Here is a 14428-nt window from a genome sequence, read left to right as displayed (position 1 = left end):
CGGGCAGACCACAGTGGATCGCGGGCACTTGGTGACGAATGCCGATCCACCACAGAGCGGAGGAATCGGAGCATGGCCGGCGCGATGCGCAAGATGGCGGTCTACCTCGGCCTCGTGGAGGACGATGGGTACGACGGTCCGGGGTTCGACCCCGATGACGAATTCGAACCTGAGCCGGAGCCCGAGCGCGACCGGCGGCGGCATCAGCCCCCGCACCAGGGGGAGCGGGAACGTGAGCGCGAAAGGGACGAACCGGTACGGGTGGTGCAACCGCCCTCCCCGCGCGAGCCGGTTCAGCTCCCCGCTGAAAGCGTGCGACCCGCCCGGATCGCCCCCGTGGCATCCATCACACCTGAACGCCCGAACATGGAGAAGAACGCACCGGTGATCATGCCCAAGGTCGTGTCCGAGCGGGAGCCGTACCGCATCACCACGCTGCACCCCAGGACCTACAACGAGGCCCGTACCATCGGGGAACACTTCCGTGAGGGCACTCCGGTGATCATGAATCTCACGGAGATGGACGACACGGACGCGAAGCGACTTGTCGACTTTGCCGCGGGACTCGTCTTCGGTCTCCATGGCAGCATTGAACGCGTGACGCAGAAGGTGTTCCTGTTGTCGCCTGCTAACGTCGATGTCACGGCGGAGGACAAGGCCCGCATCGCAGAGGGCGGATTCTTCAACCAGAGCTGAGAACGCGACACCGGAACAACCCGGCCGAGAGGCCGGTGCCGGCCACGAGGCCGGAGCTGACGAGAGCCAGGGGAGAGGGAACCGCGGGACATGGGCGTCGCACTGGATGTTGTCTATATCGCGCTGATGTGTTTCCTCATCGTGCTGATCTTCCGACTTGTCATGGACTATGTCTTCCAGTTCGCACGTTCATGGCAACCCGGCAAGGCGATGGTGGTCGTACTGGAGGCCACCTACACTGTCACCGATCCACCGCTCAAGCTTCTGCGGCGGTTCATCCCGCCGCTGCGTCTCGGGGGCGTGGCACTCGACCTGTCCTTCTTCGTTCTGATGATCATCGTCTACATCCTGATCAGCGTTGTGGTCAGGTTGTGAGCGATACGGTCTTGCCGACTGCCGACGACTACGTAGAGGTGAAGAAGAGATGCCGTTGACCCCCGAGGACGTGCGGAACAAGCAGTTCACGACCGTCCGCCTCCGAGAAGGCTATGACGAGGACGAGGTCGATGCCTTTCTCGACGAGGTCGAATCGGAGCTGACCCGTCTGCTCCGTGAGAACGAGGACCTGCGCGCCAAGCTGGCCGCCGCGACGCGTGCCGCCGCGCAGAACCAGCAACAGCAACAACAACAGGGTATGCGCAAGCCTCCGGAGCAGCAGGATCGCCCGGGTGCGCCTGTTCCCGCCGCCATATCAGGACCGCCGCAGCAGCAGCCCCCGCAGATGGGTCCGCCCCAGCTGCCCGGTGGCGTGCCGCAGCTGCCCGCAGGTCCCAGTGGTCACGGCCCCCAGGGTGGTCACGGCCCCGGTCCGCAGGGCCCGCACGGCCCCGGCCCGATGCAGGGCGGTCCCATGGGTGGCCCGATGGGCGGCCCCATGGGTCAGCACCCCCAGCAGCAGCAGATGCAGCAGATGCAGCCGCCGCAGATGCAGCAGCAGGGGCAGGGCCCCGGCGGCGACAGCGCCGCCCGTGTTCTCTCGCTCGCACAGCAGACCGCCGACCAGGCGATCGCGGAGGCCCGTTCCGAGGCCAACAAGATCGTCGGCGAGGCGCGCAGCCGTGCCGAGGGTCTGGAGCGCGACGCGCGTGCCAAGGCCGACGCCCTGGAGCGGGACGCGCAGGAGAAGCACCGCGTGGCGATGGGCTCGCTGGAGTCGGCCCGCGCGACGCTGGAGCGCAAGGTCGAGGACCTGCGTGGCTTCGAGCGCGAGTACCGCACGCGTTTGAAGTCCTACCTGGAGAGCCAGCTGCGTCAGCTGGAGACCCAGGCGGACGACTCGCTCGCCCCGCCGCGGACTCCGGCAGCCGCTTCGCTGCCGCCGTCCCCCTCGCTGGCCCCGGCCGGTGCGGGTGCGATGGGTCACTCCATGGGCGGCTCCAACCACGGTGGCCACGGCGGCCAGCAGATGGGTGGCGGCCAGTCCACCATGGGCGGCGCGCCGTCCTACGGTGGCCAGCAGCAGATGTCGCCCGCGATGACACAGCCGATGGCGCCGGTGCGGCCGCAGGCGCCGCAGCCGATGCAGCAGGCGCCTTCGCCGATGCGCGGGTTCCTGATCGACGAGGACGACAACTGAGCGGTTCGCGCTCGCTGAGCGCGTAGCCGTCGGCAGGCAAAGGGCCGGGCCCCGGGATTTTCCGGGGCCCGGCCCTTTGGCGTGGGCTCGGCCCGCCCTTGCCGGGTGCGGGTGGGGCGCCTGCGGCGGGCCTGTTCCCCTACCCGCCCCTTCCCGAAACCGGGGCGCTGCCCCCGGACCCCCGTTGCCCTCAAGCGCCGGAGGGGCTGACAATATCCAGCCCGTCCGGCGATTGAGGACGTCTTTTCAGCCTTGCCGGCGTTTGAGGCGCGGGGGCAGCCCCCCTGAGGGGTACACGGAAGGGCCCGCCGGAATCCGTTCCGGCGGGCCCTTCCTGTCCTGCGGGTTACCGCTACCGCTTGCGCAGGCGGAACGTGAGCTCCAGGCCCTCGTCCTCGAACGCCGCGCCGTAACTCTCGTCCGCCTCGCCCTCCGCGTAGTCCAGGGCGAGCACCTCCTCGGAGATCAGCGGCGTGTGCTCGGTGAGGGCTTCCACCGTTGCCGGGGACGTCGAGGTCCAGCGGACGGCGATACGGTCCGCGACGTCCAGGCCGCTGTTCTTGCGGGCCTCCTGGATCAGGCGGATCGCGTCACGGGCCAGGCCCGCGCGGCGCAGTTCCGGGGTGATCTCCAGGTCCAGGGCGACGGTCGCGCCCGAGTCCGAAGCGACCGACCAGCCCTCGCGGGGGGTCTCCGTGATGATGACCTCGTCGGGGGAGAGGGAGATCCGCTCGCCGTCGACCTCGACCGACGCCGTGCCTTCGCGCAGGGCGAGGGAGAGAGCTGCCGCGTCGGCCTCGGCCACGGCCTTGGCCACCGCTTGGACGCCCTTGCCGAACCGCTTGCCCAGGGCGCGGAAGTTGGCCTTCGCCGTCGTGTCGACCAGGGAGCCGCCCACCTCCGAGAGCGAGGCCAGCGACGTGACGTTCAGCTCCTGGGTGATCTGGGCGCGCAGCTCGGCGGAGAGCCCCTCGAAGCCTGCCGCCGCCACCAGCGCGCGGGACAGCGGCTGACGGGTCTTCACCCCCGACTCGGCGCGCGTGGCCCGGCCCAGCTCCACCAGGCGGCGCACCAGCGCCATCTGCGTGGAGAGCGTCGGGTCGATCGCCGACAGATCCGCCTTCGGCCAGGAGGACAGGTGGACCGACTCCGGGGAGTCCGGGGTCACCGGCGCGATCAGGTCCTGCCAGACCCGCTCCGTGATGAACGGGGTCAGCGGGGCCATCAGCCGCGTCACCGTCTCGACGACCTCGTGCAGGGTGCGCAGCGCGGCCTTGTCGCCCTGCCAGAAGCGGCGGCGCGAGCGGCGTACGTACCAGTTGGAGAGGTCGTCCACGAACGCCGAGAGCAGCTTGCCGGCGCGCTGGGTGTCGTAGCCCTCCATCGCGACGGTCATCTGGTCGGCCAGCGCGTTCAGTTCGCTCAGCAGCCAGCGGTCCAGGACGGTGCGGTCCGCCGGGGCCGGGTCGGCCTCGGAGGGGGCCCAGCCCGACGTGCGCGCGTACAGGGCCTGGAAGGCAACCGTGTTCCAGTAGGTGAGGAGCGTCTTGCGGACGACCTCCTGGATCGTGCCGTGGCCCACGCGCCGTGCCGCCCACGGGGAGCCGCCCGCCGCCATGAACCACCGCACGGCGTCCGCCCCGTGCTGGTCCATCAGCGGGATCGGCTGGAGGATGTTCCCCAGGTGCTTGGACATCTTGCGGCCGTCCTCGGCGAGGATGTGGCCCAGGCAGACGACGTTCTCGTAACTCGACTTGTCGAAGACCAGGGTGCCTACCGCCATCAGCGTGTAGAACCAGCCGCGGGTCTGGTCGATGGCCTCCGAGATGAACTGCGCCGGGTAACGGCTCTCGAAGATCTCCTTGTTCTTGTACGGGTAGCCCCACTGAGCGAACGGCATCGAACCCGAGTCGTACCAGGCATCGATGACCTCCGGGACGCGGTACGCCTCCAGTTGGCAGTTCTCGTGCGAGCAGGTGAAGGTGATCTCGTCGATGAACGGGCGGTGGGGGTCCAGCCCTGACTGGTCGGTGCCCGTGAGCTCCGTCAGTTCGGCGCGCGAGCCCACGCAGGTGAGGTGGTCGTCCTCGCAGCGCCAGATCGGCAGCGGCGTGCCCCAGTAGCGGTTACGGGAAAGGGCCCAGTCGACGTTGTTGTTCAGCCAGTCGCCGAAGCGGCCGTTCTTGACCGAGTCCGGATACCAGTTGGTCTTCTCGTTCTCCTGGAGAAGCCGGTCCTTGACCGCCGTCGTCCTGATGTACCAGGACGGCTGCGCGTAGTAGAGCAGCGCCGTGTGGCAGCGCCAGCAGTGCGGGTAGCTGTGCTCGTAGGGGACGTGGCGGAAGAGCTTGCCGCGCGCGTCCAGGTCCGCGGTGAGCGCCTCGTCGGCCTTCTTGAAGAAGACGCCGCCGACCAGGGGGAGATCCTCTTCGAAGGTGCCGTCGGGGCGGACCGGGTTGACCACCGGGAGGCCGTACGCGCGGCAGACCACGAGGTCGTCGGCGCCGAACGCGGGGGACTGGTGGACCAGACCCGTACCGTCCTCGGTCGTCACGTACTCGGCGTTCACCACGTAGTGGGCTTCCGCCGGGAAGTCGACGAGCGTGAAGGGGCGCTCGTAGTTCCAGCGCTCCATCTCCGCGCCGGTGAACGACTGGCCGGTGGCCTCCCAGCCCTCGCCCAGCGCCTTCTCCAGCAGCGGTTCGGCGACGACGAGCTTCTCCTCGCCGTTCGTCGCGACGGCGTAGCGGACCTCGGGGTGGGCGGCGACCGCCGTGTTGGAGACCAGCGTCCAGGGAGTGGTCGTCCAGACCAGGAGGGCCGCCTCGCCGGCCAGCGGGCCGGAGGTGAGCGGGAAGCGGACGAAGACCGAGGGGTCGACGACCGTCTCGTAGCCCTGGGCCAGCTCGTGGTCGGACAGGCCGGTGCCGCAACGCGGGCACCAGGGGGCGACGCGGTGGTCCTGGACCAGCAGGTCCTTGTTGAAGATCTCCTTGAGCGACCACCACACGGAGTCCACGTACTCCGGGTCCATCGTGCGGTACGCGTCGTCCAGGTCGACCCAGTAGCCCATGCGGGTCGTCAGCTCGGCGAACGCGTCGGTGTGCCGGGTCACCGACTCACGGCACTTGGCGTTGAACTCGGCGATGCCGAACGCCTCGATGTCCTTCTTGCCGTTGAACCCCAGCTCCTTCTCGACCGCGAGCTCGACCGGCAGGCCGTGGCAGTCCCAGCCGGCCTTGCGGCCGACGTGGTAGCCCTGCATGGTGCGGAAGCGGGGGAAGACGTCCTTGAAGACGCGGGCCTCGATGTGGTGGGCGCCCGGCATGCCGTTGGCGGTGGGCGGACCCTCGTAGAAGACCCACTCGGGGCGGCCCTCGGACCGGTCGAGGCTCTTGGCGAAGATCTTGCTCTCGCGCCAGAAGTCGAGCACGGCGTGCTCAAGCGCGGGCAGGTCGACCTGGGCGGGTACCTGGCGGTACTGCGGCGATGTCATGTGCGGCTTCCTCCGGCGGACGTCTTCCACTTCCGTCGGAGGGACGAGAGCGTCTCGGCTCCCGCGGTACCACCCTCCTTGGCCCCGGGCGCAGGCCCGTGGCCCCCTCATTGGGGTCGCGATGCCGGGTCTAGTGGCCTTGCGCCGGTGGGCGGGGCCCACCGTTCAAAGCGTTCTTCCGGCGGCTCCGGGGTGATCTTCACGACGCGCTCGCCCCCGGGCTCCCACCGTCCCCGGGTCGCTACTGGCTGCGTACGGCGCTACTCGTCCCATCCAAGCCTCTCGCTGGGCCCAGTGTACGGGCCCGTACGGGCGACGGCCGACCGGCTATCGGCGGCGCTGGGGCGTGACCCGAGTGGCGGGACGGGGTAGAAGGACTTCCCGGCGGGGCTTGAGGGCCGGGTTACCGGGCGGGGAGCTGGGAACAACGGATGCAGGCGCGCCACAACCGGATACGGGGGAGGGCGAGAAGGCGGCGTGCCCCGTTGCCGCGGGGCTGGAGTCGATTTATCGTCCCAGCACGATTCGCGAGCAAGATCATAATATGTGAAGGGGCCGCGGCCATGGTGGCGAAGAAGACGGCGGAAGAGACCGCGGCCGAGCACGACGGCATCCACGAGCCACCGGCCGAGCAGGTGCCCGCGCCCGAGAAGAGGGCGGCGAGGAAGGCCGCCGCCAAGAAGAGCACGGCCAAGAAGACGACGGCCACGACGAAGAAGACGACGGCGAAGAAGGCCGCCGCCAAGAAGAGCGCCGCCAAGAAGACGACGGAGAAGGCCGCAGCGGCGGCCACGGAGGCGGCCCGGGCCGCCGAGCAGACGGGAGTCCACACGGTGGTAGCCAAGAAGAGCGCGAGTTCTCACGCAGCGGGCGCACAGGCCACGGCCCCCGTGCCGCCGGCCCGCGCCGCCGCCTCCGACGAGCTGACCGTCCGGCCCGGGGAGGACCCCTGGACGCCCGAGGAGGTCATCGAGGCGCGCACCCTGCTGGCGAGCGAGACGCTGCGGCTCCGCAGCGAGCTGGAGGCCTCCGGCGCGGCGCTCGCCGGGCTGATGCGGGACTCCGGCGACGGCGCGGGCGACGACGAGGCCGACACCGGCACCAAGAACATCACCCGTGAGCACGAGCTGTCGCTGGCCGCCAACGCCCAGGAGATGCTGGAGCAGACCGAGCGGGCGCTCGGCCGGCTGGAGGCGGGTACGTACGGGCTCTGCGAGGTCTGCGGCAAACCGATCGGAAAGGCACGAATGCAGGCCTTCCCCCGGGCCACCCTGTGCGTCGAGGACAAGCAGAAGCAGGAGCGGCGCGGCTGATCCGCACAGGGTGTCGTACCCTCGTCCTCAGGCAGGCACCTAGGTTGAGGGACTCACGTGGCAGAGGCGGAGCGCATCATCGGTACGCCGGAAATTCCTGATGCCGAGGGCACGGGCGAAGGCGGCAGTACGGCCGCCGACGGGTCCGTGAGCGCGGGCCGGGGCAAGCGGAAGATCGCCGTTCTCCTGAGCGTGGCCGTCGTGGCCTATCTGCTGGACCTGGTCACCAAGATGATCGTGGTCGCGAAGCTGGAGCATCAGCCGCCGATCGACATCATCGGGGACTGGCTGCAGTTCCGGGCGATCCGTAACGCGGGCGCCGCGTTCGGGATCGGCGAGGCGTTCACGGTGATCTTCACCATCATCGCCTCCGGAGTGATCGTGGTCATCATCCGGATCGCCCGCAAGCTCTACAGCCTGCCGTGGGCCATTGCCCTGGGCCTCCTCCTGGGGGGTGCGCTCGGCAACCTCACCGACCGCATCTTCCGGGCGCCCGGCGTGTTCGAGGGCGCGGTGGTGGACTTCATCGCCCCCAAGAACTCCGCCGTCTTCAACCTCGCCGATTCCGCCATCGTGTGCGGCGGCATCCTCATCGTGATCCTCTCCTTCAAGGGCCTGGACCCCGACGGGACCGTGCACAAGGACTAGGGGCGCCCCCGGGCTGCGCGGAGAGTGTTGCGCGCAAGGCATACTCGACAGGTGAGTACGCACCCCGAGATCCGCACCCTGCCCGTACCGGACGGCCTGGAAGGCGAGCGCGTCGACGCCGCCATCTCCCGGATGTTCGGTTTCTCCCGCACCAAGGCCGCCGAGCTGGCCGCAGCCGGGAAGGTCCAGGTGGACGGTTCGGTGGCCGGGAAGTCCGAGCGGGTCCACGGAGGTGCCTGGCTGGAAGTGGAGATGCCGCAGGCGGCCGCTCCCGTACAGATCGTCGCCGAGCCCGTCGAGGGCATGGAGATCGTCCATGACGACGACGACATCGTCGTCATCATGAAGCCGGTCGGCGTCGCCGCCCACCCCAGCCCCGGCTGGACCGGTACCACCGTCATCGGCGGCCTCGCCGCCGCCGGTTACCGGATCTCGACGTCCGGCGCCGCCGAGCGCCAGGGCATCGTCCACCGCCTGGACGTCGGCACCTCCGGCCTGATGGTCGTCGCCAAGTCCGAGCGCGCCTACACCCTGCTCAAGGCCCAGTTCCGCGACCGGGTCGTCGACAAGAAGTACCACGCCCTCGTCCAGGGCCACCCGGACCCGATGAGCGGCACCATCGACGCCCCCATCGGGCGCCACCCCAACCACGACTACAAGTGGGCGGTCACCGCCGAGGGCAAGCCGTCGGTGACCCACTACGACCTGATCGAGGCCTACCGCGCCGCCAGCCTCCTCGACATCAAGCTGGAGACCGGCCGCACCCACCAGATCCGGGTCCACATGTCCGCTCACCGCCACCCCTGTGTCGGCGACCTGACGTACGGCGCGGACCCGACCCTGGCCAAGCGCCTCGGGCTGACCCGCCAGTGGCTGCACGCCGTGCGCCTGGGCTTCGAACACCCGAGCGACGGCAGGTGGGTGGAGTTCTCCAGCACCTACCCGGCCGACCTCCAGCACGCCCTCGACACCATCTCCGCGGAGAGTCAGTGACCTCCGCGCCCTCCCCGTACAGCACCCGCAGGGCCGTCGAGGAGAGCGACCTCCACGCCTGCTTCCAGGTCCGTAAAGAGGTCTTCGTCGGCGAGCAGAACGTGCCCGAGGAGCTGGAGTACGACGCCCACGACGCGACCGCGGTGCATGTCCTGGCCGCCGCGGCGGACGGCGCCGCGCTCGGTACGGGCCGGTTGCTGCACGGCGCCGACGCGGCCGGGAAGACCGGTGGCGACCCGGCCGTCGGTTCGCTGGGCCGACTCGCCGTGAGCCGGGAGGCCCGTGGCCTCGGGGTCGGCGCCGCCCTCGTGCGGGCCATCGAGGACGAGGCGCGGGCGCTGGGCCTGGCCGCTGTCGACCTGCACGCCCAGACGCACGCCCTCGGCTTCTACGAGCGGCTCGGATACGTCGCGTACGGCCCCGAGTTCCCCGACGCGGGCATGCCGCACCGGGCCATGCGGCGGGAGATCCGCCCCGCCTGAGTGCCGGAAACGGTGGGTATCGGCCGAATAGCGCACCCCGCGTGGCAGGGTGGGAGCCCTGTTCGGCCGCTCGTGGTGTGCCGGGCCCGCATGCTCCGGAAGGCACCTCGTGGAACAGATGTCCCTGCTGCTCCTGCTGCTGCTCGGAGCCGTGGTCACGGTGCCGCTCGGCGGCCGACTGGGGCTGCCCGCGCCGGTGCTGATGACCCTCATCGGTATCGCGATGGCCTTCCTGCCGTTCGTGCCGAACGTCGACATCCCACCGGAGATCATCCTCCCCGCACTGCTTCCTCCGCTGCTCTACGCCACCGTGCAGCGCACCTCCTGGCGGCAGTTCGCCGCCAACAGACGCCCGATCTTCCTGCTGGCCGTGGCCCTCGTCTTCGTCACCGCCGCCGCCGTCGCCGCGGTCGCCAACTCGATCGTGCCAGGGCTGCCCATCGCCGCCGCCGTCGCCCTCGGCGCGCTCGTCGCCCCGCCCGACCCGGTGGCGGCGACGGCCGTGGCGGGCTCCGTGGGGCTGCCGCGCCGGCTGGTGTCGATCCTGGAGGGCGAGGGGCTCTTCAACGACGTGACCGCCATCGTGCTCTACCACGTGGCCATCGCCGCAGCCGTCAGCGGCACCTTCTCGCTTCCCGAGGCCTTCGGGCTGCTGGCCCTCTCGGCCGTCGTCGCGGTGGCCGTCGGCCTCGCGCTCGGCTGGCTCACCATCAAGCTGATGAACCTGCTGGGCGACGCCACCCTCCAGGTCGGGCTGACCCTGCTGGTGCCGTTCGTCTCCTACGTCCTCGCGGAGGAGCTGATGGGCTCCGGCGTGCTGGCCGTCCTGACCGTCGCGTTGTTCCTCGCCGAGCACACCGCCGACGCCGACGACGTGCTGGGCCGGCTCACCGGAGTTACGTTCTGGGACATCGTCGACACCCTCGTTACCGGCGTGGCCTTCGGGCTGATCGGCCTGGAGCTGCACAGCGTGTTCGGCACCGCCGACGGGCACGCCCTGGAGATGGCCGGCTGGGGGCTCGCGATCGTCGTGGTCGTCGTCGGCGTACGGCTGCTGTACCTGCTGCCGGCGACCTGGCTGGCCAAGCGGCTCCACAGCCGCCGCGACGTCAGCGAGGAGATCCCCACCAGCTGGCGGGAGACCGTCGTGATGTGGTGGGCCGGCATGCGCGGGGTGGCCTCGGTCGCCCTGGCGCTGGCGATCCCGCTGGAGACCGACGACGGGCAGCCCTTCCCCGGCCGCGACGAGATCATCTTCATCGCGTTCGCCGTGATCATGGCCACCCTGGTCTTCCAGGGGCTCACCCTGCCCTGGCTGGTGCGCAAGCTGAGGGTCAGGGCCGACACCGACGCCGAAGAGGCACTGGAGCGGGACCTCGCGGTCCGGGCCGCCAAGGCCGCCAAACACCGCCTCAAGGAGATCCAGGAGGTCGAGGAGTTCCCCGAGGAGGTCATGGAGCGGCTCCAGCGCGCCGCGTACGACATCGGAGCCCGGATCAGCCCGGACATGGTCGACGAGGAGCGGCGTGAGGCCTACGCCCAGCGCGCGGAACGCTTCAAGGCGATCAGCCGTGTCCAGCGCGAGATGATGTCGGCCGCCCGCCACGAGGTGCTCTCCGCGCGCAGCGAGCCCGGCTCCGCCCCGGAGGTCGTGGACCGGGTGCTGCGGTATCTGGACTTCCGCTCGCTGCGCTGAGGGCCGCCGCGGGGCAGCCTCAGCCGCGTCCCGTGCGCGGGGCCTTGGAGCCGTCCCCGTCGGCGGGCGGCGCCGTCCCGTCGCGGCCCGCCCGGGGCCCCGCGCCCGTCAGCTCCGCCCACTGCTCGCCCGGCGGCGGCACGGCGGGCCCGGTGGCGATCCGCGGCAGCGCGTACGGGTGGTGGTCGCGCAGCCAGCCGATCAGCTGCTCGCGCACCGCGCAGCGCGCCGTCCAGATGTCGTCCGCGTCCTTCGCCGTGACCACCGCACGCACCTCGATCGTGGTCGGCGTGGTGTCGGTGACCGCCAGCGACCAGTCCCGGCCGTCCCAGGCGGCGATGTCGCCGAGGAGGTCACGCAGCTTCTTCCGCATCGCCGCGACGGGAGCGGAGTGGTCGAGGTGGAAGTAGACCGTGCCGGTCATCTGCACCCCGCCGCGCGACCAGTTCTCGAACGGTTGGCTGGTGAAGTACGAGACCGGCATCGTGATCCGCCGCTCGTCCCAGGTCCGTACCGCCAGGAAGGTCAGGGTGATCTCGTCGATCGTGCCCCACTCGCCGTCGACCACCACGGTGTCGCCGATCCGCACCATGTCGCCGAACGCGATCTGCAGCCCGGCGAAGAGGTTGCCGAGCGTCGACTGGGCGGCGACACCCGCGACGATGCCGAGCAGACCGGCCGAGGCGAGCATCGACGTGCCGACCGCCCGCATCGGGGGGAACGTCAGCAGCATCGCCGCGATGGCGACCACCGTCACCACCGCTATGACCACCCGCTGGATCAGCGTCACCTGCGTACGGACCCGCCGGACCCGGGCCGGATCACGGGTGGACGTCGCGTAGCGCGAGTAGCTCGCCTCCACGACCGTCGCCGCGATCCGCACCACCAGCCAGGCGGACGCGCCGATCAGGATCAGGGTCAGGGCCTGGCCGATCCCGGCCCGGTGGTCCCGGATCCAGTCGATGCCCATCTGGCGGTAGCTGCTGCGCAGCAGCGCCGTGATGAGCACCACCTGCAAAGGGGGCCGGCAGCGTCGCAGCAGCCCCCACAACGGGGTCTCGTGGTGACGGCTGTCGGCCCGCCGCAGCAGCCGGTCGACCAGCCAGCCGGCCAGCAGGGTGATCACCACGGAACCGCCGATCACGATCAGCGGGCGCAGCACGCTCTCCATCGCTTCGTTCTCCTGGCTGTAGGGCGGCCCGCGGGGCACAAATGGCACCATGGGCCTCATGGACATCATGCTTTTCCACTCGACGTACGGGCTCAGGCCCGCCGTGCACGCCGCGGCCGCGCGCCTCAGGGACGCCGGCCACGAGGTGCGCGTGCCCGATCTGTTCGAGGGGCACACCTTTGACACGGTGGAAGAAGGCATGGCCTACAAGGAGGAGGTCGGCAAGGAGGAGCTGCTGAAGCGCGCCGTGCTGGCCGCCGCGCCCTACTCCGACCGGGGGCTCGTCTACGCCGGCTTCTCCCTCGGGGCGGCGACCGCGCAGACCCTGGCGCTCGGCGACGCGAAGGCCCGCGGGCTGCTGCTGTTCCACGGCACCTCGGACATCGCCGAGAACGCCTCGGTGGACGAGCTCCCCGTACAGCTGCACGTCGCGGACCCGGACCCCTTCGAGTCCCACGACTGGCTGAACAGCTGGTACCTCCAGATGCAGCGCACCGGCGCGGACGTCGAGGTCTACCGCTACCCCGGGGCCGGGCACCTGTTCACCGACCCCGATCTGCACGACTACGACCAGCCGGCCGCCGAGCAGACCTGGAAGGTCGCGCTCGGCTTCCTGGCCACCCTGTAGAAACGCGCGACACCCGGTGCGTCCGGGCGGGCCGCCCGCCCGGACGCGCCGGGTGTCGCGGAGGGCGAAGGCGCTACGCCTTGAGCGCCTTGTCGATGGCCTTCGTGAACTCATCGGCCGTCATCGGGGCGTTGTCGCTGCCCTCGGCCGTGATCTTCTTGTCGTCCATCTTCAGCGTCGGCGTGCCCTGCACCCCGCTCTTGTCGAACGACTTGGACATCTTCACGGCCCAGGCGTCGTACGTGCCGTCCTCCACGTCCTTCTGGAAGTCCTTGTTCCCCTTGAGCGCGTCGACCGAGTCCGCGGCCTCGATGAGGTAGCTGTCCTTGGCGAACTTGTCCTGGCTCTCCTCGGGGTGGAACTTCGCCGAGTACAGCGCGGCCTTGTACTCCAGGAACGCCTCGGGGCTCACGTCCAGCGCCGCACCGAGCGCGCTCAGGGCGTTCTTGGAGCCCTCGCCGTTGTCGGTGTTGTCGATGAAGGTCGCGCCGACGTACTTGACCTTGTACTTGCCGGCCTCGACGTCCTTCGAGAGGGTCTCGCCGATGCCCTGCTCGAAGGTGGCGCAGACCGGGCAGCGCGAGTCCTCGTACAGCTCCAGGGTCTTCTTCGCGCTCGGCTCGCCGATCACCACGGTGGTGCCGTCGTCGCCCGAGGTGTTCTTCGGCGCGGTGACGTTCTTCGCGTCGGCGGCCGCCTCCCAGGCGTCCGGCTTGTTGAGCTGCGTCACGCCGTAGCTGATGCCGCCGACCACGGCGAGGGCGGCGACGACCGAGACCGCCACGACGACCTGCTTGCGGGTGCGGTCCTTCTTCGCCTGACGCTCGCGCTCGACGCGCAGCCGCTCGCGGGCCGCTGCCTTGTTCGCCTGGTTGTTGCGCTTGCTCATGTTCGTTCTCCGTGAGTACGTGTGTGGGGAGTGGGCGGGGTGCTGCCGTCGTCGCGTCGCCGTGCCCTCAGGCAGCGGCGTACGTCGCGGGCGGCGGGCCCCTGCGTCCCACACAGTGCACGAGGAAACGCGCGGTCAGCGGCGGGTGCGGACGCCCGGCGGGCCGGGAGCGGCGGGCCGCGGCCCGGACGCCCGCGCGCACCACGGCGACCGCGGTCAGCAGCGGCCGGAACGCCAGCAGGGCCGCCGCGCGCAGCAGCCCGGCCAGGGCCGCCTCGCCGCGCCGCAGCCAGGCCGCGGCGAGCAGCCCGACCGCCACATGGGCGACGAGCAGCAGCCAGGGCACGGCCGGTGCCGGCTGCGCCAGCAGCGCCGCCGCACGGTCGCCCGCACCGGTGATATCGGCCGGCGGGGTGCCCACCGCGCCGATGCCCGCGATCCGGGCTCCGCCCGTGCCCACCTCCCCGCCGCACAGGACGTCGAAGCCCACCGCGCGCAGCGTGCCCGCGACCGGGCCGCCGGCCGCCCCGTAACAGAGGTGCTGGCCCGTGGTGAAGAGCGTGTCGGCGGCCAGCTCCAGCGGGACCAGCAGGCCCGCGATCGCCCCGAAGCCGCGCTCTCGCCCGGCCAGCGCGTACGCCACCGCGAAGACCGCGGCGGCGAGCAGCGCGACCGCGGTCAACGGCAGAGGGACCCGGGAGAGGAGCACATGGGACGCCGTGGACAGGGTCACGACGAGCGCGGTGAAGACCGCCGCGCGCGCGACCCTGAGCTGCGTCCCTGAGATGTCCATCGCCGGAAAGTGTGTCATGCGCCGAGGTAAGCGGACCTTAAAAGAGG

13 protein-coding genes are annotated in these 14428 nt (G+C 70.6%); 9 read left to right on the top strand and 4 right to left on the bottom strand.

What is annotated here, in order from left to right; all coding sequences use genetic code 11:
• The first annotated feature begins 72 nt into the window (after positions 1–72).
• From ACZ60Q_RS00835 to ACZ60Q_RS00825, 3 genes are all read left to right on the top strand, one after another.
• Positions 73–696 carry a cell division protein SepF gene (locus tag ACZ60Q_RS00835; RefSeq protein ID WP_469626401.1) on the top strand — a complete coding sequence of 208 codons (624 nt, stop codon included), beginning with the start codon at positions 73–75 and terminating at the stop codon, positions 694–696.
• Between the two features lie 90 nt (positions 697–786).
• Positions 787–1071 (top strand): YggT family protein, encoded by a 285-nt coding sequence (locus tag ACZ60Q_RS00830; RefSeq protein WP_006123846.1) that lies wholly within the window; start codon positions 787–789, stop codon positions 1069–1071.
• A gap of 49 nt (positions 1072–1120) precedes the next feature.
• Positions 1121–2272 carry a DivIVA domain-containing protein gene (locus tag ACZ60Q_RS00825; RefSeq protein WP_469626397.1) on the top strand — a complete coding sequence of 384 codons (1152 nt, stop codon included), beginning with the start codon at positions 1121–1123 and terminating at the stop codon, positions 2270–2272.
• A 352-nt stretch (positions 2273–2624) separates the two neighbouring features.
• On the opposite strand, the gene ileS is transcribed toward ACZ60Q_RS00825, so the two are convergent.
• Positions 2625–5768, bottom strand: a complete 3144-nt coding sequence (ileS, locus tag ACZ60Q_RS00820) for an isoleucine--tRNA ligase (RefSeq protein ID WP_469626394.1) — start codon at positions 5766–5768, stop codon at positions 2625–2627.
• A gap of 563 nt (positions 5769–6331) precedes the next feature.
• Between ileS and ACZ60Q_RS00815 the strand changes: the two genes are divergently transcribed.
• From ACZ60Q_RS00815 to ACZ60Q_RS00795, 5 genes are all read left to right on the top strand, one after another.
• Positions 6332–7081: a TraR/DksA family transcriptional regulator gene (locus ACZ60Q_RS00815; RefSeq protein ID WP_469626391.1), complete on the top strand. Its 750-nt coding sequence runs from the start codon at positions 6332–6334 to the stop codon at positions 7079–7081.
• A 57-nt stretch (positions 7082–7138) separates the two neighbouring features.
• Positions 7139–7729: a signal peptidase II gene (lspA, locus tag ACZ60Q_RS00810; protein WP_469626388.1), complete on the top strand. Its 591-nt coding sequence runs from the start codon at positions 7139–7141 to the stop codon at positions 7727–7729.
• 51 nt (positions 7730–7780) lie between these two features.
• On the top strand, positions 7781–8722 hold the full coding sequence (locus tag ACZ60Q_RS00805; RefSeq protein WP_469626385.1) for an RluA family pseudouridine synthase: 942 nt from the start codon (positions 7781–7783) through the stop codon (positions 8720–8722).
• Positions 8719–9204: a GNAT family N-acetyltransferase gene (locus ACZ60Q_RS00800; protein ID WP_469626382.1), complete on the top strand. Its 486-nt coding sequence runs from the start codon at positions 8719–8721 to the stop codon at positions 9202–9204. The genes ACZ60Q_RS00805 and ACZ60Q_RS00800 overlap by 4 nt, the downstream gene beginning before the upstream one ends.
• 109 nt (positions 9205–9313) lie before the next feature.
• Complete coding sequence (locus ACZ60Q_RS00795; protein ID WP_469626379.1) at positions 9314–10900, top strand: Na+/H+ antiporter; 1587 nt, start codon at positions 9314–9316, stop codon at positions 10898–10900.
• A gap of 19 nt (positions 10901–10919) precedes the next feature.
• On the opposite strand, the gene ACZ60Q_RS00790 is transcribed toward ACZ60Q_RS00795, so the two are convergent.
• Positions 10920–12071, bottom strand: coding sequence for a mechanosensitive ion channel family protein (locus ACZ60Q_RS00790; protein ID WP_469627944.1), 1152 nt, complete (start codon positions 12069–12071; stop codon positions 10920–10922).
• Positions 12072–12120: 49 nt separating this feature from the next.
• Between ACZ60Q_RS00790 and ACZ60Q_RS00785 the strand changes: the two genes are divergently transcribed.
• Entirely contained in the window at positions 12121–12699 is a 579-nt protein-coding gene (locus tag ACZ60Q_RS00785; RefSeq protein ID WP_469626377.1) for a dienelactone hydrolase family protein, read from the top strand.
• Positions 12700–12772: 73 nt separating this feature from the next.
• Here the strand turns inward: ACZ60Q_RS00785 and ACZ60Q_RS00780 are convergent, their stop codons facing one another.
• Together ACZ60Q_RS00780 and ACZ60Q_RS00775 are read right to left on the bottom strand one after the other, a co-directional pair.
• The gene (locus ACZ60Q_RS00780) at positions 12773–13588 is read right to left on the bottom strand and encodes a DsbA family protein (protein ID WP_469626374.1); all 816 of its coding nucleotides are present in this window, start codon (positions 13586–13588) and stop codon (positions 12773–12775) included.
• 67 nt (positions 13589–13655) lie between these two features.
• A complete protein-coding gene (locus ACZ60Q_RS00775; protein WP_469627942.1) occupies positions 13656–14381 on the bottom strand; it encodes a hypothetical protein in 726 nt (241 codons plus the stop codon).
• Positions 14382–14428 lie beyond the last annotated feature (47 nt).

Source organism: Streptomyces sp. NPDC104313 (assembly GCF_055583985.1).
This window is presented reverse-complemented; position numbering and strand designations above follow the sequence as displayed.

Excerpts from the sequence above, each read along its gene's own strand:
- ileS (WP_469626394.1), bottom strand. The coding sequence starts at position 5,768 with ATGACATCGCCGCAGTACCGCCAGGTACCCGCCCAGGTCGACCTGCCC.
- ACZ60Q_RS00775 (WP_469627942.1), bottom strand. The coding sequence starts at position 14,381 with ATGGACATCTCAGGGACGCAGCTCAGGGTCGCGCGCGCGGCGGTCTTC.
- ACZ60Q_RS00815 (WP_469626391.1), top strand. The coding sequence starts at position 6,332 with ATGGTGGCGAAGAAGACGGCGGAAGAGACCGCGGCCGAGCACGACGGC.
- ACZ60Q_RS00825 (WP_469626397.1), top strand. The coding sequence starts at position 1,121 with ATGCCGTTGACCCCCGAGGACGTGCGGAACAAGCAGTTCACGACCGTC.
- ACZ60Q_RS00790 (WP_469627944.1), bottom strand. The coding sequence starts at position 12,071 with ATGGAGAGCGTGCTGCGCCCGCTGATCGTGATCGGCGGTTCCGTGGTG.
- ACZ60Q_RS00780 (WP_469626374.1), bottom strand. The coding sequence starts at position 13,588 with ATGAGCAAGCGCAACAACCAGGCGAACAAGGCAGCGGCCCGCGAGCGG.
- ACZ60Q_RS00830 (WP_006123846.1), top strand. The coding sequence starts at position 787 with ATGGGCGTCGCACTGGATGTTGTCTATATCGCGCTGATGTGTTTCCTC.
- ACZ60Q_RS00835 (WP_469626401.1), top strand. The coding sequence starts at position 73 with ATGGCCGGCGCGATGCGCAAGATGGCGGTCTACCTCGGCCTCGTGGAG.
- ACZ60Q_RS00785 (WP_469626377.1), top strand. The coding sequence starts at position 12,121 with ATGGGCCTCATGGACATCATGCTTTTCCACTCGACGTACGGGCTCAGG.